The sequence below is a fragment of the Chryseobacterium culicis genome (assembly GCF_002979755.1).
In the GTDB taxonomy this organism is placed as follows: domain Bacteria; phylum Bacteroidota; class Bacteroidia; order Flavobacteriales; family Weeksellaceae; genus Chryseobacterium; species Chryseobacterium culicis_A.
Genome location: NZ_PCPP01000001.1, coordinates 1,930,098 through 1,951,159, shown reverse-complemented (window position 1 = coordinate 1,951,159; position 21,062 = coordinate 1,930,098). Strand labels below are relative to the sequence as shown.

Sequence of the window (21,062 nt, the reverse complement as noted above, 5' to 3'; positions counted from 1 at the left end):
ATGACATGGCGGATAAAGGATACATCATTATAGAAGGAGCTACTGCGTACTGCAGCAGTTCTGTAACCAACAACTCCAATGGAACCGCCGTTCCGATGGAAGTGAAAAGCCAGAAAAAAAAGCTGGGCAAAAACAAATATTTTGCACAGAACAAGCCTGTTGCCACCTATCTTGATGACAAAGCCGACAGCTTCGGAGGAGGCAACGGGTTTGGAAACTGTAAAGGCTCAGACGGGAAAACCTATCCATGTAAAGGTAAATGCAACATAAAATATAAAGGCTATTATGAAAACGTAGAATTCAACAAGAGTATGAAAATACTGTTGTTGAATTCTACAGGAAATTGTCCGGGATATGGCGTTCCGGGAACTGTTGCTTTCGCTACTACAGGACAGGCTAATAATGTTTCCCAAATAGATGTAAAGGAAGCTGATGAATTTTCTGTAGCCAATACTTCCCCACAATGGCCTTCATCGTCCACTTCTGAAGCAAGTATAGCAGTGACATCAATTTCGATGATAAGACCTGTGCCAGCGGATAAGCCTACCGGAAATTATTACTATATCAAAGGAATGAATGGTCCTTTGTTTCCTATCACAAACCCTTTCGGTGGTGATAATCTGGATTTAAAAGCTCAGTTTAAAGGAGATGAGAAAAAGATTATCTGGGCTCTTTTCAAAGGAGAAGGAACCAAAGATAAAGTAAAAACATTTATCGGATTAGGAAGCAATTTCAGCCAATCCATGAGAAAAATATTTGATGGACTTGCAGAAGGAAAATACAGACTGGAAGCCTATGGTAAAAAAGCAGGTGATGCCAAATGCTCTATCAATGTAGAAGTAATACAGGATTTTGTTAAGAAAATTGTCAATCCCGGATCTTCAACGCTGATTAATATTCCTTTACCCTTATCTATTGAACGTAAACTTAACAGTACCACCGATCAGGCGAAAATACTTAATAAGGGATTCTTTATGCCTGTAAATACGGTTCAATGGACTGTGAAACAGGGAACAGCAGTGCTGTATAACAGTTCATCCGGAGCTTCCTCTTCACACCTTGTTTCCGTTACAGGAGTTGGTGATCGTGTTATTCTTACCTTTAAAAATGCAGGTAAATATACCATAGAGGCATTTACAGATCCTACAGATCCAAAACCTCAGTCTATAGAAGTGAAAATCGAGAATAGCCTGGGTGTAATGGGAGTCAAAGGAGAACCTGGTTTGGTGAGGTTTAGTGATACGATTAAAGTACAGGCTTCCAGGTTCAATGTTAATTATATGCCTTCCGGGACATCTGTATATTGGTATCTTAAAAAAGAAGGAGTGGGAAGAGTTGCCTTATTTGAAAGTTCGCCTTCCTTCAGAACAGGTACAATCAATAAAAAGGTAGCTGAACTTCTGTACAATGATGCAAAATTGGCCAGTAATCAGTATTTCGGAAAATATGTGCTTGAGGCTTATGCTAATCCGATAGGAGCCGGAAAGCAACCCGGATTCTCAGGTTCAGACTGTTTTAATTTTGAGGTGATTCAAAATGTAATAGATAAATTCACTTTTCCGGCAGCCAATATTCCAAAAGGAACAAAAATAAAATATACAGCAACAGCAAGAATTACTACGTTGTCCGGAAACGAAGCCATAAAAATAGACGTACCGGATAAAGTGACCAATAACGGAGACGGAACCATTACATTCAATGATCTTGGAGAATATACGATTTCCGCTTATTTAACAGGTGATTATACCGATGGAAAGAAAATAGAAGCGAAAGTAAAAGTTTCAGAACCTACGGTAAAAAGAGCACTTTGGGCATACGGAACAGGAGTGAAGCGCACTGAAACAGGATTTGGAGAAGAAACCTATGGATTTCTTGAACTGGATGGGCTTCAGAATCAGGCCTTAAAAGTAAAAGTCTGGGTAAAAGGAGAAGGCGATGATTTCTATAAAGAGAAAGATAAATATATGCTGGAGGAAAAAACGGTTACCCTTAATAATGAAGGCAAAGCGTCTTTCCTTATCACAACGAATGATGATTACAAGAAAAAATTGCTGGCAGCCATCCCCAAAACAACAGAAAATCCCAATCCTTCTTACCGTTTGGTATTTACGGTAGAGCTTCAGGCGAGTTCATCTGCTGATATTGTGCTTCCGGGTAATATTACCATTCTGGGAACACGTCCTGTAGTGGTAGATGCTACAGCAACTTATCTGGAGGTTCTGGATTCAAATGAAGAACTTGTCATTACTTCTGAACAGAAAATTGTTTCCATCATGTTCTCTACTGAAGATGGTAAAGATATTCAGCGGATGCAGACTTTCTATGGTAAAACCCACAAGATTTGGGTACACACTGTCAATATGACTGAAGAAACTCTGAAGATTGACGTTTTGAAGGAAATCCCTAAAGAAGGTTTAAACGAAACAGACCATATCACTTATACCCACGAAAGCAAACAAAGCTACAACGAAGAAAAAACAGGAAAAGACGGCTTGCTGGAAGTTTCCTTCACAGCAAAAGAAGAATGGAAAAATCCACCGAAAAATTTTGATTACTATATAGCACAGGTTTCCCGTCAGGTGCAGGATCCCGCTGATCCCAAAAAGAAAGTCTGGAAAATAGAAAAAAGCCAGTTTACCATCAACAATACACTTCCTGCTGATCTGGTTCGAACAGAGGATATGGAAAAGCTGGGAATCAAAGCCTACAAAAAAGACGGAACTCCCTTTACGAAAGAAGAAATGCTGGAACTTAGGAAACAGTTTATTTTTTATGAAAGTGGCTGCCTTAAAGTGTCTCAGAAAGAAACTCCTGAAGCTATTGAGAATGATGTGATGCCGGTAGTGGTGGAAATGGCGGAGGTGAAAAAACAGAAAGCATGTTATTGTAATCGTGATTTTACTGAAGAAGAGGTTAGAAGTATAATTAAAACTATAAAAGGTTCAGAAACAATATTTAATCATAAAGATTGCACGATACAAGATAAAAGTATTAAAAAATTTACTATTGCTTTAAATAGTGCATTTCGACAACATAGTATCAATAAATGTATTCAAAAAATTACCTTTTTAGCACAGGCATTTCATGAGTCTGATGAATTTAATACGGCTGAAGAATATCCAAGTGAGCATGCGTCAAGTAAAAGTATTTATAAGGGTAGAGGGTTGATACAAATGACAGGGACAAAAAAGAAGGAAGAAAAACTTTACAATACTCCCGGCCCGTATAAAGAATACGGAAAATATTCAGGGGATGAAGAAAAATTTGTCAAAAATCCAGAATTAATTGCATCTGATTTATTTTATGCAGTTGACTCTGCAGGTTGGTTATGGTCAGTGAATAAAAAAAGTGTAAAATATTCAACAAGTTCAGATGTAGAGGCAATTAGGTGGAAAGCTGAATATTTTAAAGATGCATTGGGTATGACCCTTAATGAAATAGCAATTGTTATGGAAAATGTTGATGAAAGCAAATATTTTTATTTTCAATCAAAAGTTCTTAATGGTTATTCTCCCAAACATAAACTAGAAAAAGACCCTAACGGCTGGACGGAAAGGAAAAAATATTTAGGTCTATTAAAAACATGGTTTAAATATGATAAAAACATTTGTAAAGGAGGAGATGTAATAGATTTAACTGAGGGATGGCATGAACCAGTGGATAATCCTCAGATAACAATGTACATGCAAAGTGGAGGTTATTGGCCAAAGTATGCATCATTTGGACTTACTCGTACGCAGACAAGAGCTTCTGGTGTTCATCAAGGATTAGATTTGTTTGCCGTTGATGATGGTACAACAAAAGCATATGCTTGTTTATCAGGAAAAGTGGTTTTTGCCGGAACTGCTGGAGCATATGGGAAAATGGTGATTTTAGAAATTAGTAAGCCTGATCAACTGCAGATTTTCAAAAAAAGAAAAAGAAACTACAGTCTTAAATATTCAGGAGAAGGAGAAAAGAGTCAAGGGGAAGGTTTTGTTGATACAGGTAATATTTATATTAAATATGCACATTTAAGTGAAATTAAAGTAGAGATTGAAAAAGATGTTGATGCAGGAGTAGTTGTTGGTATTGCTGGAACAACAGGAGTTCCTGGTGGTACTTGTGGCCCTCATATACATTTTGAAATTGCGTCATCAAAATCAAGTTCAAGTCTTGAGAATAGAATTAATCCAGGATATTATGTATATTACAAAAATGAAGACGAATTAACAACGGAAGAAAAAAAAGTACAAGAAGACAGAAAGAAAGAAGGAAAAAAATAAAATTATTTATGAGAAATTACATATTGTTTATACTTGTTACTGGGGTGATAAATCTGCATAGCTGCCAGAAAAATTCAACGAGTAATAATTTGGAAAATATTAGTAAAAAAGATACTATAAAGAATAAAACAATGATTATAGATGAATATGCAATTAAAGAATATTACAAAAAGCATTTAGTTTCTAATTCTTCTGAAAATAGTGAATTTGAAGAGGAAGAAGATTATACTATAAACGAAAAAGATGTTGATCTGATGATTCCTGTTTTAGCACAAGGATTAAAAGATAATGGTTTCAAACCACTAAATAATGAGGAATATAAATTGAAATTAAATGAAATATTTAATCTCAACGATAATAATGACTGTGCTGTATTATTTCGGCATCCACATTTTTCAACGTATGTAATACAAGATTGTAAAAATATGAGTTCTGCAGATTGTGATAGTAATGCAAAGCTCATGGAATTTATGTATGATGATAATGTTTTTTTTATAAATGAAATAAAGGCGATTACATCACTTCCAAAGGTTGAACAATTTACTGAACTTAAAAATGATAAAGTAATTATAGATATACCAGAAACGGTTGTTTATAGAAATTTGTTTCTTTTCAACAATGATAATAGTAAGTTTCTATGGCTGCTTAAAAACGATACAAAGTTTATGGAGAACCTTGTAAAAGTATTTGGGTACACAAAAAATGAATCTCTCTTAAAATGGGTTATTGAAAGAACAAAGTTTGATGAAAAGGATCCTCGGGATTTTGGTAAGCTTTTTTGGGTTAAAGTGTGTAATGGAAAATTCAAACTGCATGCAGATACCTTCAAGCTTTTACAAAAAATTCATATACCTAATGACCCATCTGAAAATAGATTTATTATTGATAATATCAAAAGCTATTTAGAATTTTTGGGACGTGATAAATCCACTGATCTTACAAAAAATGAAAAATTAAAACTAATGGCTAACTTGGCATATTTTGCTGAACAGTATAATTATGATAAAAAATTTAATGATGATAATAAGATGATGGCTAGACTTCGTTATTTTTTGAATGATGCTGATTTCAAGGTTATAAAAGAAAATAATTTTTTCAGTCTTCCAAAATTTAAAGAGTGGTGGGATAATGCAGATTATGATGCTTATTATGTAGGCGAGTGCGAATATGAAGGAAGCTGCGGTTCAGGATACCAACCTATGGACTATACAGAATGGAGAAAACAGCATCCTAAAAAATAATATATAAAGCACAGTTAAATTTAACTGTGCTTTTATTTTAAAACACAACAATGATAAAGAAGGTTATAATTTCTCTGGCTATCTTAATATCGAGTGAATTTTATTCACAAAATACATTATTGGGTATAAAAAACACTTTTCTATCTGTTCTTAAATCACAGCTGTCAGCCGGAGTAAGTGGAGAGAAAAGTGAAACAGATTATCCAACCTATCAATTTACATTAAAAGATTTAGAAGCTACAGAATCTATCATATCAAAAGAATTAGAAGATAATGGATACAAAAAGCCAGGTAAAGAAGACTTTGCTAATACGGTCAATAAAGTATTCAATAGAATAATTGATCCGAGATCGGAATCAAAGTATTTGCATATTAATTTTGAAGACAAATGTTCAAAAGACTTTAAGCTTTTTAAAAATTCAAATAGTATTGATGTTAACCCATACAGTACGTATGTTTTTAAAAATGGACTTTTCATTTCAGATTTATACAGCATCCCAGAAATACTGGATTATACTAAAGATCATGAATTATTGCAATATGAAAAAGATGCTGAGAATAATAACCATATAACAGATGTCAAGATATATTATTGGAAAGATATAGCTGATTTAAAAAATATAAGGAAGCAAAATATTAAAACAATTGTTGCTAGAAATATGTATTTATTCAATAATAATAAATCATACACGACATGGCTGGTACAGAATGATCAAGTTTTCGTTAAAAATCTTATCAAGTTTTTTGGATACGATAAAGAATCAAAATTTAATGAAATACTTATTAATGAATATATTCAATCTAAAGATCAGCATAAAATAGGTGAACTTATATTCTCCAAAAATTGTAATAAAGAATTAGAAATACGAGATGGGATATTGCAGAGCTTGACTGATACTTATCAAAAGAGCTCAAATCCTAAAGATTTATTTGGATTAATGGAGTTTAGTTCAAAATTATTAGAAACAAATGGATACAGTAATTATTCTGAAAGTGAAAAAATTAAAATGCTAGCTTATCTGGCAAACACTTATGATTTCCTGTTCAAAAAAAATCATAGGAATCAGGATGGCTGGGATCCTAGATGGAATATTTTAGGAGCATATTTTGAAGATGATTCAAGAAGTAAGATTAAATGGTCTAAGTTAAAAGAAGAAATGCAAAGAAATAATTACTATGGTTTACCTAATTTAAAAGAAGTTATAAACTATGCTGAAGGATTTGATAGTGTTGGTGCACCGGATTAATTTATGAAAATTCTAATAGATCTTTAAAAAGGAAAGGATAAAAAAGCCAGCTCTTATTTAAAGTAGCTGGCTGATTATTTTTAGTTTAGGATAAAATTTTAAGGAAGGGTTGAAAAATTGATATTAGGAGCTTGTGTAGGTGCTGTAACAGAAAACTGTGAGCCAGGTGCAACAGTTGTGTTAAAGAATCCTCCATTTTGTAAAAAGAAAGCATTACTGCTAGTTCCTCCCATTGCATCTATTCTTTGTTGTGCATTGTAGGTATTATCCACACTGAACTTTGCTCCTGAAATGGCAACCCAGTTACCAGTGGAAGTTCTTACCCACTGATTTTTAAATTCTGCTTTTCTGCCCTGATATCCATTTTCGGGATTGAAATTTTCAACAAAACTATAGAAGCTTTTCAGATAAGTGCTGGTTTGAGGTCTCTTCCAGCTGGCGATCAGCTTCCATGTGGTGGCATCCGGAGATAAAAACCAAGCGGTGAAGTCTGTTTTTCCGCTGCCATCCGGTTCCCCTTTTAATAAGAATTTATAGGTTTGCCCGGCACTCCAGTTGTATTTATAATAGCTTTGTCCGCCCGAACCTTCATTGCCAAATTCTCCGATGGTTACTCCGGTACCTGCTCTGTTGAGAATAATTTTGTGATCAGTAGGAATATTATTGGGATCGTCAGTATCAAATGGGCTCCATACAGAGAATAAAATCCTTCTTTCTGTGGCAGAGTTCACCTGCATCCCAAAATAGCCTGCACTGAAGCCATTAGCCATAAAATAAGACCCGATTTTGTCTTCTCCCGCAGGAACTGTTACTTCGTTGTAATAATAGCTAACATTATCGGTTGTTGGAACAGCATAGTTCAGATGACACGAAGGTCCTCTGCGCGCCCAATAATAGTAGGACGGATCATTGCTGTAAATATTGGTTCCTGTAGAAGCTGCTCCACTGAAAGTAATATCTGTAACATCTGCAAAATATCCTCCGGTTTTTGAAACTCCCTGAAGGTCAACTTTCACATAACCTGGAGTAGAAACGGTAAAATCTCCAACAGTATACTCTTTATTCGAAGATCCTGTTAGAGTCACATTTTTGGATATATTTCCTACTGTTATTTTTACAACACTTGTTCCTGATGGGACAGAAGCTTTTAATCCAAGGTTTAATGTTCCTGTATTACTCACTCTGAAATAAGTACTGATGACAGTATTAGAGTTGGTCCAGTTCCCTAAGTTAGTAGAGGTGATCACTTCGCTGGCTCCCGAAGGTTTTACTGTTAAAAAAGAATTTCCTGCAACCGGAACGTTGGAGGATGACGTGTTTTTTAAAACTGAGGTATTTTTTTGTGCTGCAACGGTGTCCTCTGTTGCCATAGGGGTTTCTGCACATGATTGAAAAATAAGCAGAGTGGCAATACCCAGAAAAGTATTGGCTAATAATTTTACTCTCATAATTGTATTTGTAATTAGGTTTCTCCTACTAAATTAAGCTTTACTCATTAAATAGGGAAGAAATAATTCCCATAATTTTGATTAATTTTTTTATTTTTTTGGACAAATAGGTAAGGAAGCTTATATTTTACTAGAGCAGTAAAGGGGGTAGGCGTAAGAAAATAGGAATAGATAAAAAACAAAAAAACCTCTAAAATGAATTAGAGGTTTTAAAGTGGTTTCTCCAGGAATCGAACCAGGGACACATGGATTTTCAATCCATTGCTCTACCAACTGAGCTAAGAAACCATTATATTTTTGTTTGACTTACTTCGTTGTTTTAAAGTGATGCAAAAGTAGTAAGTTTTAGTATACAAAGCAAGTATTCATCGTACTTTTTTTGAATAAAGTTAAAAACTTACTGATTATCAGTCGGATTATTTTCCTGCTCTTTTCTGATCTGTTCACTCATCTCTTCCAATACCGGTTTGATCGTGTTTTCCGGAAGATCACTGATTCTGATATACATCAATCCGTCAATCGCATCATTAAAGTTGGGATCAACATTGAAAGCAATTACTTTAGCATTTTGTTTGATGTATTTTTTGATCAGAACAGGAAGTCTCAATTCAGGCTCAAGGTCATCAATAATCTTGTCCAGCTTGTTAAGGTCAGATTCCATCTCCTCAAAGAAAATGTTTTTATCCCTGTCACGAAGCTTTACTTTGTATTCATTCCTTGGAGTGATATACTGAGCCACTGCAGAATCAAAATAATTTGAACGCATAAATTCGATCATCAGTGATTTTGAAAATTCTGAGAATTTGTTGGAAATACTCACACCACCCATAAGGAATTTATGATCAGGATTTCTCAGGCATACATGTACAATTCCTCTCCATAAAAGGAAGAGTGGAAGTGGTTTCTGCTGATATTCCTGGCAGATATAGGCACGTCCCATTTCAATCACCTTTTTAAAGAAAGGATGAATGTCCTGCTCAAACTCAAATAGAGAGCTTGTATAAAAGCCTTTGATACCGTATTTCTTCATTACCTCTCTACCCAGTGCCATTCTGTAAGCTCCAGCCAGTTTTTTCTCCCCATTATCCCAAAGGAAAAGATGGTGGTAATGTTTATCATATTCATCCAGGTCAAACGGAAGATTACTTCCTTCACCTACCGCACGGAAAGTAAGCTCTCTCTGACGTCCGATTTCCCTCATAATAGAAGGAATTTCCTCATAAGTCGTAAAGTAGATCTCATAATTTCCGTTACTGAACAGCATTTTATCCGTTCCTCTCAATTTATCAACATCTTTAATAATGTCTTCAAGAGGAGTTTCATCTATGATATTCTGAACAATGTTTTCTTCCTTCAATAAAGGAAATTTAACAGATAAATTCTGGAGATTGATACTTTGAGCAAGAGATTTTCTCTTTTCATAGTAAGATTTCATCATATAAACCTTACGTTTCAAAAACTCTCCCAACTCCTCAATCGTTTCCATTTCGTCCATTGCCTTTACAGTAATAGGACGCCCGATTCTGATTCTGATAGGTTTTTCCCTGTCATTCATCATTTCTGCTGGAAGCATAAGAGTCTGCAAATTCGGGTGAAGTTTAGCCACCTGATAAAAAAGTCGGCTGTTCTTAGCGTGGAAATACATAGGAACTACCGGCACTTTAGCCATTCTGATAAGCTTAAGTGCCGTTTTTTCCCATTCCTTATCTAAAATTTCTCCATAAGGATTGTTCTTGTTGGAAACTTCTCCTGCCGGAAAAATACCTACGCAGCCTCCGTTTTGTAAATGCTTGAGGGTTTCACGCATTCCTGAAGAACTGCTGTAAGCTTCTTTTCTGTTTTCAAAAGGATTTACAGCGATTACATACGGCTCCATAGGTTTGATCTTTTCCAAAAGGAAATTTCCCATTACCTTAAAATCCGGACGAACCTCTGATAAGACCTTGCACATTAAAATCCCGTCAATAGCACCCAGCGGGTGATTGGAAACCAGAATAAACGGTCCCGTTTTCGGAATCTTTGCCAGATCCTCTTCAAAAGCTACGTAGCTTAGGTTTCTTTCTCTCACAAATGAGTCGAAAAAGTCTTTGCCTTCCTTGTCTTTTAATTTATCGTATAATTTATTTACTTCGTTTATTTTAGCAATGCTCATCACAGCAGATGCTATCGGGTTCTTGAGAAACCCAATTTTATTTAAGCCGGAAGCTTGGATCAGATCGTTTTTCGAAATTAAACTCATGTGTGTTTAGTCGCAATTAATATTATTGTGTTACCATTTGAAGAGTGTTCTTGGAAATCTGTTCCAATAATACATTTTTTTCATGGTAAAATTTATCAATGTGATCTTTCTTCGCATTTCTTACTGTGAATAAAGATACATTTTTAATTGCTTCGGTTTTAAAAATTTTTTGAAGCTCTTCGTTGAGCTCATCAAGATGGTTAAATTTATCCTCAAGGCACAATGCCAGAGAGATCGCAGAATTCTGCATTAGGGAAACTTTGATCTTATATTTAGATAAAAATCCGAAAATCAGGCTCATATGATCTTCTGCAATGAAAGAGAAGTCTCTTGTAGAGATTTTCAAAAGATCCTGGTTTTCTTTTAGAATATAAGATTCTTCTTGTTGGTTTTTTTCGGAAGCACCTACTTTTGTTCCTTCTTTGGTAGGATCTACGAAAGATTTTACATAAAAAGGAATGTTTTTTTGCTGGAGTGGCTGTAATGTTTTAGGGTGAATAACACTTGCACCATAATAAGCCATCTCAATAGCTTCCTCATAAGAAATGTTGGAAAGAAGATTTACATCACTGAACTTTCTCGGATCTCCGGTCATTACTCCCGGTACATCTTTCCAGATCGTCATTGCTTCAGCATTTAAGCAGTAAGCAAAAATAGCAGCAGAGTAGTCAGAACCTTCTCTTCCTAACGTCACCGTAAAATTATTGTCGTCAGAACCGATAAATCCCTGAGTTACATAGCAAATTTCAGGATTAAGATGGGAAATAAATTCTTCCGTTCTTGTCCAGTCTACCGTACCCTCTCTGTATGAATTATCCGTTTTTACATAATCTCTGGCATCCAGCCATTGATTCGTAAATTGAATTTCATTTAGATATTCACTCACGATTTTAGTAGAAATCATTTCTCCGCAGCTTACCACCTGATCATATACAAAGTTGTAATTAGGAGATTTATTTCTTCGTAAAAAAGAATCAATATCATCAAAAAAGAGATTGATTTCAGCAAAAACCGCATGATTTTCAGGAAATAGTCCTTCCGCAATCTCCATGTGTTTTCGTTTTATCTTTTCAATCTCAGTTTGATAGTTATCTTTTTTGAAATAAAGTTCTACAACTTTTTCCAACTCATTTGTCGTCTTGCCCATTGCTGAAATTACCAGCAAACATTTGGCAAATCCTTGGCTTTTTAGAACCATGGACACGTTTTTTACACTGTCAGCATCTTTTACCGATGCTCCACCAAACTTGAAAATTTTCATTAAATTGTTAAAAATAAAATTGTTAGATAAAAAATTACATGAGTTTTTTACGGACGTCAAAATTATAAATTTACAACGAGATATGAAATAGTCTGACGCGGAGATGGAATTAAGATTTCCTTAAAATCAACAAATAATGAAATAATTTTAATTTTTCAGGAGTCTGATGTAACAAATTTGGAGACCTAATTTTCAATAAAGATCTTGTATTATGTTATATTGTACTTGTATTCATCTGAAATACAGTGAGTAATCTCTTTTTTAATTAAATTTTCTTAATGCGATAAATTTTCCGAAATTTGGGCAAAACGTAAAAAGAAAAATATGTCAAATCAACCATTACAGACTTTAGGAGAATTTCTTATAGATAAACAGGACGATTTTCAGTATTCTACAGGTGAATTTTCTCGTCTTCTAAGTGCAATAAGATTGGCTTCGAAAGTGGTAAACAGAGAAGTAAATAAAGCCGGAATTGTAGATATTACAGGAGCTGCGGGAAACCAAAACGTTCAGGGAGAAGAGCAGCAAAAACTGGATGTAATCGCTAACGAAATTTTTATTACGGCTTTGTCTCAAAGAGAGGTTGTTTGTGGTATTGCTTCTGAGGAAAATGATGATTTTATTGATATCAAATGCGGTGAAAATGGTCATTTAAGTAAATATGTGGTACTGATCGATCCTTTAGACGGATCTTCCAATATTGATGTCAATGTTTCCGTAGGAACTATTTTCTCTATCTACAGAAGAGTTACCGAACCCGGAACACCAGTGCAGCTGGAAGACTTTTTACAAAAAGGAATCAATCAGATTGCAGCAGGATATGTTATTTACGGTTCATCTACAATGATTGTTTATACAACAGGAAATGGGGTAAACGGATTTACACTAGATCCATCTTTAGGTACCTATTATCTTTCTCATCCCAATATGACTTTCCCAAAAACGGGTAAAATTTATTCCATCAACGAAGGAAACTATATTAAATTCCCTCAGGGAGTAAAAAATTATCTTAAGTACTGCCAGATGGAAGAAGGTGACCGTCCTTATACCTCAAGATATATCGGTTCATTAGTTGCAGATTTCCATAGAAATATGCTGAAAGGAGGAATTTATATTTATCCTTCTTATTCGCAGGCTCCAAATGGTAAACTAAGATTATTATACGAATGTAATCCAATGGCTTTCCTTGCTGAACAAGCCGGAGCAAAAGCAACAGACGGATTCAGAAGAATTCTGGAAATAGAACCTACAGAACTTCACCAGAGAATTCCTTTCTTCTGCGGAAGTATTGAAATGGTGGAGAAAGCAGAAGAATTTATGCGTATCGACAGCGTAAAATAAATGGAAGCAACGTACTTACAATATTTATTACAATTTAAACGCCCGAGTGGAACATCTCGCGGCGTTTTGCTTGATAAAGAAACCTATATTCTTACAATTTCGGAAAACGAAAAAAAAGGAGTAGGGGAATGTGCTATTTTCAGAGGACTGAGTTTTGATGACAGACCTGATTATGAGGAAAAACTGAAATGGCTTTGTGAAAATATCAATCAGGATAGGGCTTTTTTAAAAGAAGAACTGAAAGAGTTTCCTTCCATTTGGTTTGGGTATGAACAGGCAGTTCAGAATTTGAAATATGGTGACAGTCTTTATTTTCCAAGTGAGTTTACGGATGGAAAATCTGCTATTACCATCAACGGCCTGATATGGATGGGAGATGCAGGTTATATGGAAGAACAGATTCAGGAGAAACTGGAAAAAGGATTTCATTGCATTAAATTAAAAATTGGTGTTGACTGGAAATCTGAACATATTATTCTACAGAAATTAAGAGAAAAGTTTTCCAAAGACCAGTTGGAACTTCGTGTAGATGCTAATGGAGGATTTAGTAAAGAAGAAGCGATTATTGTGTTGCAGCAGCTTGCCGATCTTCATATTCACTCTATTGAGCAGCCTATAAAAGCAGGAAACTGGGATGATATGGCAGAATTATGCGCCAAAACACCTACGCCGATTGCATTGGATGAAGAGCTTATCGGAATTATTGATCCCGAAGAAAAGAAAAAACTGTTAGAAAAAATACAACCGCAGTATATTATTCTAAAGCCTGCTTTGGTAGGAGGTTTCTCCGGTTCAGATGAATGGATTTCCCTTGCTGAAAAACAGAATATCAGTTGGTGGATTACTTCAGCGTTGGAGAGTAATATTGGCTTGAATGCTATTGCCCAGTATACATTTACCAAAAAAAATCCAATGCCTCAAGGTTTAGGCACTGGAGCTTTATTTATTAATAATTTTGAATCCGATCTTGAACTCAGAAATGAGTTGCTGTGGTTCAAAACATAACTGTTAAAAGTTAATTAGCACAATGGTGGAGGTGAATCCGGACATGTAGTTTGCCCACAATAGTCAGGAGCCCATGATCTGCAGCACATAGCCACCGGATTCCAGCTGTTACATCCAAGAGGTGGTCTTCCTCCTTTGATTGTTTTTAATTCTCCTCTTTTGATTTTTTTTAGATTTTTCATGTTATTGATTTTATTTGATTGGTAAGTAAATGTCGATAACTTTTTTGAATTATACAACATGTGGGGAATTATTTAATAATATTTAACAATTCCTCTGCAATATTTAAATTGTATCGAATATGAGTTGGGTTGGTCTCAGTTTTTTTACCTGACAATCCCTTCCTGTTCAGAACGTTTGAATGTTTTTATTCCGGTCTGTAGGAAAGACCTGGCAGTTTTTGGATCGGATATTTTGTGAATTTAGAGGTTGTTACACAATTAAATCACATCTTTTACGAAAATAGCTTTCTTTATATAATCTAATATATCAGAAAACCTTTTTTTAATCTGTCCCATAATTAAAAATTGTAATTCCCTAATCTTTGAATTAGCAATCATTGTGCCATACTGATGGTTTTTAGCTAATTTTTAACGTATAATTCATTTTTCAGGGATTATTTTAATTATTTGTTAAGAAATAATTGTGAAAACGTTTTCACTATCTTTAGATCTGCTGGTGATAAGATTTCTGTCAATTCCATATAAATTTTGAAAGATATCTTTCTGTACCTGTGAGCTTGAAAGGTATCCCCAATGATTTCCCACTTCATATTTAAAGCTGTCAAGCAAATCATCTTTTACGAAAGTACAGTCGATGACAGATACAATATCTTTATAATGAGCAATATCACTTGGTCCGTTTTTACCCAGCCTTGGAGTCAGGATATTTTTCGTAAACTGAGAAGCTCCCAGAATAATATCCTGTCGGTTCAAGTAAATGGAAATTCTGTTGGCCAATAATGGCAGCTTATTAAATGAATCTTCTGAATCTTCGAATACTTTATAGCTTACATCAGCATTCAACAGGAGAACCTGGTCAATAACACGCAGTATATTTTCTCTTTTAAGGCTGTATAACATGCTTTGAAGCACTCTGTTTCCAAGAGAGTGAGCCATAAGATGGATTCTTTGATTGCAGGGAGCAAGATCCCGGTTGGAAAATATATCTTTTAAAAATTGAGTGTAGAAATAAAACAATCTCACCAGAGATGTTCCGGAATTGATGCTGGAAGCCTTATCATCAAAATAACTCAATGGGATTATACTGCCGGAAGCGGGCCAGCTCACAAATAAAATATGTTCTACAGGTGATGCCGGATTATCAATGAATACTTTCTTAAGATCAAGTATAGCCTTTAACTCATCATCAAAATCATACAAATAGCCATGGATGAATATCAGTACATCACTCCTGTCTTTTGTGGAAGACATATTTTTGTACAGTTCGTAAAACATTCTTTGGGTTCCGCCGAGATTATTGGCTGTAAGAGGGGAGCTTTTAATTCCTTTTTCACTCAATAAAACATCTAAAACTTCTTCATATCCCTGTTTTTCGGGTTCGGAAAGAAGTTTGTAATGTAAGATATTTCTATTGGTGTAATCTTTTTTCTTTTTCGCCTGAGCAGTGGGTTCCTTATAATTCTCAAAATCGCATTTAGCGATCCTGAAATTAGGAATTGAGTATTCTTCATTGGAAAAAGAGTCTACTCTTTCGCCTTTGTGCCGGATGATTTTCCGGTTGCTTAAGATATAAACGGCCATGATGGTTAACGGGTTAAAATGGTATTAGCTTCATCTAATTTAGTGAAAAATATTGAATAACAATAGATAAGGCTTTTAAATTATCACTTTTACCAAAGCTTATTTTTCCGTAACTTTGTGAAACTTTTTTTGCTAAAAAATAAAAGCTACTTTAATGGAAGAAGAAAAAAAATCACTCAATTTTATTGAGCAAATTATAGAAGATGATCTGGCAAACGGTTTGAAAAGAGATCAGATCCGTTTCCGTTTTCCGCCTGAACCCAATGGTTATCTGCATGTAGGGCATACAAAAGCCATCTGCATCAACTTTGGACTGGGCGAAAAATACAATGCTCCCGTAAACCTTCGTTTTGACGATACGAATCCTGAAAAAGAAGAACAGGAATTCGTAGATTCTATCATGAAAGACGTTGAATGGCTAGGTTTCAAATGGGATAAAGTTTTGTACGCATCCGATTACTTCCAGCAGCTTTACGATTGGGCAGTACAATTAATCAAGGAAGGAAAAGCTTATGTAGATGAGCAGCCTTCTGAAGTGATTACTGAGCAAAGAAAAAATCCTGCAGAACCGGGAATTGAATCTCCATACAGAAACCGTCCTGTTGAAGAATCTTTAGATTTATTCGAAAGAATGAAAAACGGAGAATTTGAGAGTGGTGCAATGTCTCTTCGTGCAAAAATTGATATGGTTTCGCCTAACATGAATATGCGTGACCCTGTTATGTACAGAATTTTGAATAAACCTCACCACAGAACAGGTACAGCGTGGAAAATTTATCCAATGTACGACTGGGCTCATGGTGAATCTGATTATATCGAACAAATTTCGCATTCGCTTTGTTCTTTGGAGTTTGAAAATCACAGACCTTTGTACAACTGGTATTTGGATCAGGTTTACGAAGAAGGAAGGGTTAAAAACAAGCAGAGAGAATTTGCAAGGATGAATGTTTCCTATATGATTACTTCTAAAAGAAAGCTTCAAAGATTAGTGGCTGAAGGAGTAGTAACCGGATGGGACGATCCTAGAATGCCTACCATTTCAGGGATGAGAAGAAAAGGATATACTCCAACTTCTATCAGAAACTTTATTGAGAAAGTAGGAGTAGCGAAAAGAGAAAATCTTATCGAAATCCAGTTGCTTGATTTCTGTGTACGTGAAGACCTGAACAAGGTAGCTAAGCGTGTAATGGCAGTGGTAGATCCTGTGAAATTAGTGATCGAAAACTATCCTGAAGATAAGGAAGAATGGTTAGAGACTGAGAACAATCCTGAACAGGAAAATGCAGGAACAAGAGAGGTTCCGTTCTCAAGAGAATTGTATATTGAACGTGAAGACTTCAAAGAAGAAGCTAACAATAAATTCTTCAGACTTAAATTAGGGGGCGAAGTTCGTTTGAAATCTGCTTACATCATTAAAGCTGAAAGAGTAGAGAAGGATGAAAATGGTGAGATTACTACCATCTACGCTACGTATGATGAGAAGAGTAGATCAGGAAGCGGAACTGAGGAAAGTTTAAGAAAAGTAAAAGGAACTTTACACTGGGTATCTGCAAAACATGCTCTTCCTGTGGAAGTGAGAACATATAATCATTTGTTTACTGTGGAGCAGCCTGACGCTGAAAAAGATGTAGACTTCTTAAACTTCATCAATCCTGAATCTGTAGCAACGGTAAAAGGGTTTGCTGAGCCAAGCCTGAAAGATGTTGCTGTTGGAGAGCCATTACAGTTCCAAAGAATCGGGTATTTTACAAAAGATCAGGATTCTACAGACGATGTATTGGTATTTAACCGTACAGTAACGTTAAAAGATTCTTTTAAACCGGAATAATTTTCGGAAATATATAATACCTAAAGCAGGACTTCATTGAAGTTCTGCTTTTTTTGTTGGAAAACGCAAAGGCGCTAAGAATTTTATACATGGGTGAATACTTAAGGAGCAAAGAAATCGAAGATTTCCAGCAGGTGTAATACAATCTAATCAATCAATATTTTTAACTTTAGAAATCAACAGTGTTCAATTTTATCGGAGATAAAATCCTTGCGCCTTAAAACGTTTCGGAAAAATTATTTTGCGCCTTCGCGTTTTCCAACAGATATTTTAGAAGAGAATCAATCTTAAACAAAAAGCAGAACCTATAATAAGGCCTGCTTTCTTAATAGTTTAAAATCTGAAGTATAAGATTCTATTTCAGAAAATCTTTGTCGCGATATGAAGGATTGGGATATTTATAAAATCCTTCCCCGGTCAGTACTCCCAGTTTTCCTTTGTCAATATAATCTTCTTTTAATTTTTCTACAGCTTTGATCTTTAACGGGTCCTGAGTTTCTTCAGCTTCCATTTTATTGATATTATAAGCCGTTGTAATTCCCACAACATCCAGAATACCGAATGGTCCTACAGGAGCTCCGGTGGCTACCATCCATGTTTTGTCGATTGTTTCAATATCTGATACTTCATCAATCCAGAGATTAACAGCGGCTCCAAGCAGCGGAACCAATAATGAGTTGACAATATATCCAGGTTGCTCCTTCTGAATAGGTAAGGCGACCATTCCAATATCTTTTGCAAATTTGATAACCGAATCAAATACCTCCTGAGAAGTACCCGGATGGCGCATAACCTCTCCGGTATTGTGTTTCCAGATTTCATTGGCAAAATGGAGCGCTACAAATTTCTCTGGTCTTCCTGTATCTTCAGCAAACTGGCTTGGAAGTAGAGTGGAAGAATTCGTTGCAAATACTGTTTTTTCAGGAGCTACCTGAGCGAGTTTGTGGTAAAATTCTATTTTAATAGCGGGATCTTCAGGAACTGCTTCTATCAGCAAATCGGCATCTTTTACTGCTTCAGCAAGATCAGATGAGTAGCTGATATTTTTAAAGGTAGCATCCAGTTGTTTCTGCGTTGCTCCCAGATCTTGTTGGTAAGCTTCACTTAAAGCGGTGAATTTACCCTTGGCTTTTTCCAATACTTCATCATTGATATCATATACGGTAACCTTGAAACCATGATAGGCAGTCTGGAAGGCGATCTGATATCCTAATACACCACTTCCTGCTATCGTTATATTTTTAAAATCCATGAGATTTATTTTTAATTAAAGATGTTTTTAAAGTAGATAATCTCCGTTTGAAAATAATATTCAGTCTGTGCTCTCTTAAAATAAGGATATGTTTTTATAAGCCTCTACGTTAAAATGAAAGGCTATACTACTTTAAAACTACTGTTTTGTAAACTGATATTTTTAGTCTTTTACTCCTTTTACCCAATCCTGGAATCTGGTCAAGAAAGATTCATGCTCTTCTTTTTCTTCAGGACGGTTGACCAAAATATGTTCAAAATAAGTTCCTTTTAATATTTTTCTTAAAATTCCTTCTCCTAAGAAAGGTTTGTAATCATTAAGAGCCTGGGTAGCTTTTAATAAATGTCGGATATCATACTGTAGCGGATTGATGTCCGGAACCTGTTTGTTGAGGTTAAGAAGATTGTAAACGGCAATTCTTGCTGTTCTCACAGAACTTTCCATGGTGAATACCACATCATTATTGGTTTCTACGAATTGTCCTACAAGACCTAAATTGGTACATCCTTCAGGAACAACTCTCGGACGATCTCCCTGTGCTCTCGGCATAAACATAGAGGTGATGTATGGCATAAATGAAGTACGAACAATTGTGTTTTCTATAACATTATCCAGTTGATCTGTCATTCCAAGGTGATAGCATAATTCGGCAAGAATCTCATTTCCGGTACATTGAGGCATTGTTTTTTTAATATAATTACCTTCTTTGTCCATCAGTAAAGCATATACCCAAACAACAAGGATATCATCCGGCTGGGTAGGGAAGTGCGGCTGTCTGTTGCAGGTAAAACTCATCACCCAGTTAGAGTCTGTAATGGTAATAATACCTCCGGTAGCTGTTCTTCCTGAATAAGGATCATTCACACACAATTCTTTTAATTTTTCTGTGAATGCAGAAGGTCGGCATGTTAAAGTTGCAGATTCCCAAGAAGATTTTTCAATATGGCTACAGAATTTTTCAGGTTTCCCGAATACTTCAGATTTTGCAGCCAGGTTTTTCCATAACTTCCATCCTGCACTTTGTCCGGCATTGCTGTTATCTATTGTTACTTCAGGAACGGTATTATTGTCTCCGTAGAAAGTACTTTCAGTCATAGATCCGGTGGTTACAATCACGTAATCTTCTTTACCGACTGGAATTCTTACTTCCTCTCCGTTTTGTTCGGTAATAATACCTTCTACAGTTTTTCCTTCTGTATTAATATGAATGTCAAGATCTTTTACCAAAGTATTAAACTGGATCTGTACCCCTTTTTCTACCAGGAAGTTTTTGAGTGGTGTTACATAGGTATCATATTGGTTGTATTTTGGGAAAACCAGACATGAAAAGTCTTTCATTCCGTCAATAGCATGAAGGAATCTGTGCATATATAATTTCAGTTCCAGTAAGCTGTGCCAGTTTTCGAAGGCAAACATAGAACGCCAGAAGAACCAGAAATTACTGTTAAGGAATGATTCAGAAAAATAATCTTCAATGGTAAGATCGTCCAGCTCTTCTTTTTTCTTTAACAGCAATTTTACAATTGCTAGCTGATCTTTTTTCTCCAAACCGAATTTGCTGAAATCTTTGATTTGTCCCTGATTGTGGATCAGCCTTGCTTTAGAATAATTCGGGTCGTTGTCATTGATAAGACGGTATTCATCCAACACGCTGTAGGGTGCTGGTAATTCCAAAGCAGGAATATCCTGAAACATATCCCATAAGTTTTCATAGGTCATATCCATTTCTCGTCCTCCACGAATGATATAGCCGTCTTTTGCGTTACCTGCTCCATCCAGAGATCCGCCTTCAATATTCAGCTGGTCGAGGAAAATAATGTTTTTGCCAGGAACACGGCCGTCACGAATGAAATAATAAGCGGCAGACATCCCTGCAATTCCGCTTCCTACAATATAGATTTTACTGTTTTCGTAAGACTGTAAAGGAATTCCTTTATTACGCTGATAGTTTCCGATCTGGTCGGAGAAAGGCATCGTTTTTTCAGGAGTGTTAATCTGAACTTCTTTACTTGAATCCGGTTCGTGGTTCACTTTTCCAAACTGCTCAGAGGCATTTAAAACTTTGTCGAATTTTGAATTGATCGTACTCATTTTGTATTGTTTTTAATTAACAGTATAAAGGTACTTTTATTCATAAAGCGACATATATCCCCAAGTTCAGAATTATTATCC

Annotated in this window: 13 protein-coding genes and 1 tRNA gene; 6 read left to right on the top strand and 8 right to left on the bottom strand. The window is 35.5% G+C overall.

What is annotated here, in order from left to right:
- The first annotated feature begins 5 nt into the window (after positions 1-5).
- From CQ022_RS08855 to CQ022_RS08845, 3 genes are read left to right on the top strand one after another with little or no spacing between them, the layout of a single operon-like run.
- Entirely contained in the window at positions 6-4,265 is a 4,260-nt protein-coding gene (locus CQ022_RS08855; RefSeq protein WP_105681056.1) for a peptidoglycan DD-metalloendopeptidase family protein, read from the top strand.
- Between the two features lie 8 nt (positions 4,266-4,273).
- A complete protein-coding gene (locus CQ022_RS23175; RefSeq protein ID WP_228421504.1) occupies positions 4,274-5,506 on the top strand; it encodes a hypothetical protein in 1,233 nt (410 codons plus the stop codon).
- Positions 5,507-5,556: 50 nt separating this feature from the next.
- Positions 5,557-6,753 (top strand): hypothetical protein, encoded by a 1,197-nt coding sequence (locus CQ022_RS08845; RefSeq protein ID WP_105681055.1) that lies wholly within the window; start codon positions 5,557-5,559, stop codon positions 6,751-6,753.
- 98 nt (positions 6,754-6,851) lie between these two features.
- Here CQ022_RS08845 and CQ022_RS08840 read toward each other — a convergent pair whose 3' ends face one another.
- From CQ022_RS08840 to CQ022_RS08825, 4 genes are all read right to left on the bottom strand, one after another.
- The gene (locus tag CQ022_RS08840) at positions 6,852-8,201 is read right to left on the bottom strand and encodes a DUF3472 domain-containing protein (protein ID WP_105681054.1); all 1,350 of its coding nucleotides are present in this window, start codon (positions 8,199-8,201) and stop codon (positions 6,852-6,854) included.
- A 215-nt stretch (positions 8,202-8,416) separates the two neighbouring features.
- A tRNA-Phe gene (locus CQ022_RS08835) sits at positions 8,417-8,489 on the bottom strand.
- A gap of 109 nt (positions 8,490-8,598) precedes the next feature.
- Entirely contained in the window at positions 8,599-10,440 is a 1,842-nt protein-coding gene (locus tag CQ022_RS08830; protein ID WP_105681053.1) for a lysophospholipid acyltransferase family protein, read from the bottom strand.
- A gap of 22 nt (positions 10,441-10,462) precedes the next feature.
- Entirely contained in the window at positions 10,463-11,701 is a 1,239-nt protein-coding gene (locus CQ022_RS08825; protein ID WP_105681052.1) for an aspartate kinase, read from the bottom strand.
- Between the two features lie 324 nt (positions 11,702-12,025).
- Here CQ022_RS08825 and fbp point away from each other — a divergent pair, with 324 nt between their 5' ends.
- Positions 12,026-13,042, top strand: coding sequence for a class 1 fructose-bisphosphatase (gene fbp / locus CQ022_RS08820; RefSeq protein ID WP_034695188.1), 1,017 nt, complete (start codon positions 12,026-12,028; stop codon positions 13,040-13,042).
- Positions 13,043-14,047, top strand: a complete 1,005-nt coding sequence (locus CQ022_RS08815) for an o-succinylbenzoate synthase (protein WP_105681051.1) — start codon at positions 13,043-13,045, stop codon at positions 14,045-14,047. It abuts the gene before it with no gap.
- Between the two features lie 14 nt (positions 14,048-14,061).
- Here the strand turns inward: CQ022_RS08815 and CQ022_RS22945 are convergent, their stop codons facing one another.
- Positions 14,062-14,229 carry a bacteriocin-like protein gene (locus CQ022_RS22945; RefSeq protein ID WP_156121559.1) on the bottom strand — a complete coding sequence of 56 codons (168 nt, stop codon included), beginning with the start codon at positions 14,227-14,229 and terminating at the stop codon, positions 14,062-14,064.
- A 450-nt stretch (positions 14,230-14,679) separates the two neighbouring features.
- Complete coding sequence (locus CQ022_RS08810; RefSeq protein WP_105681050.1) at positions 14,680-15,810, bottom strand: alpha/beta hydrolase; 1,131 nt, start codon at positions 15,808-15,810, stop codon at positions 14,680-14,682.
- A gap of 154 nt (positions 15,811-15,964) precedes the next feature.
- Here CQ022_RS08810 and CQ022_RS08805 point away from each other — a divergent pair, with 154 nt between their 5' ends.
- Positions 15,965-17,638, top strand: coding sequence for a glutamine--tRNA ligase/YqeY domain fusion protein (locus CQ022_RS08805; RefSeq protein WP_105681049.1), 1,674 nt, complete (start codon positions 15,965-15,967; stop codon positions 17,636-17,638).
- A 355-nt stretch (positions 17,639-17,993) separates the two neighbouring features.
- Here CQ022_RS08805 and CQ022_RS08800 read toward each other — a convergent pair whose 3' ends face one another.
- Positions 17,994-18,890, bottom strand: a complete 897-nt coding sequence (locus CQ022_RS08800; protein WP_105681048.1) for a 3-hydroxyacyl-CoA dehydrogenase — start codon at positions 18,888-18,890, stop codon at positions 17,994-17,996.
- Between the two features lie 162 nt (positions 18,891-19,052).
- A complete protein-coding gene (locus tag CQ022_RS08795) occupies positions 19,053-20,981 on the bottom strand; it encodes an oleate hydratase (protein WP_105681047.1) in 1,929 nt (642 codons plus the stop codon).
- Positions 20,982-21,062: the final 81 nt, after the last annotated feature.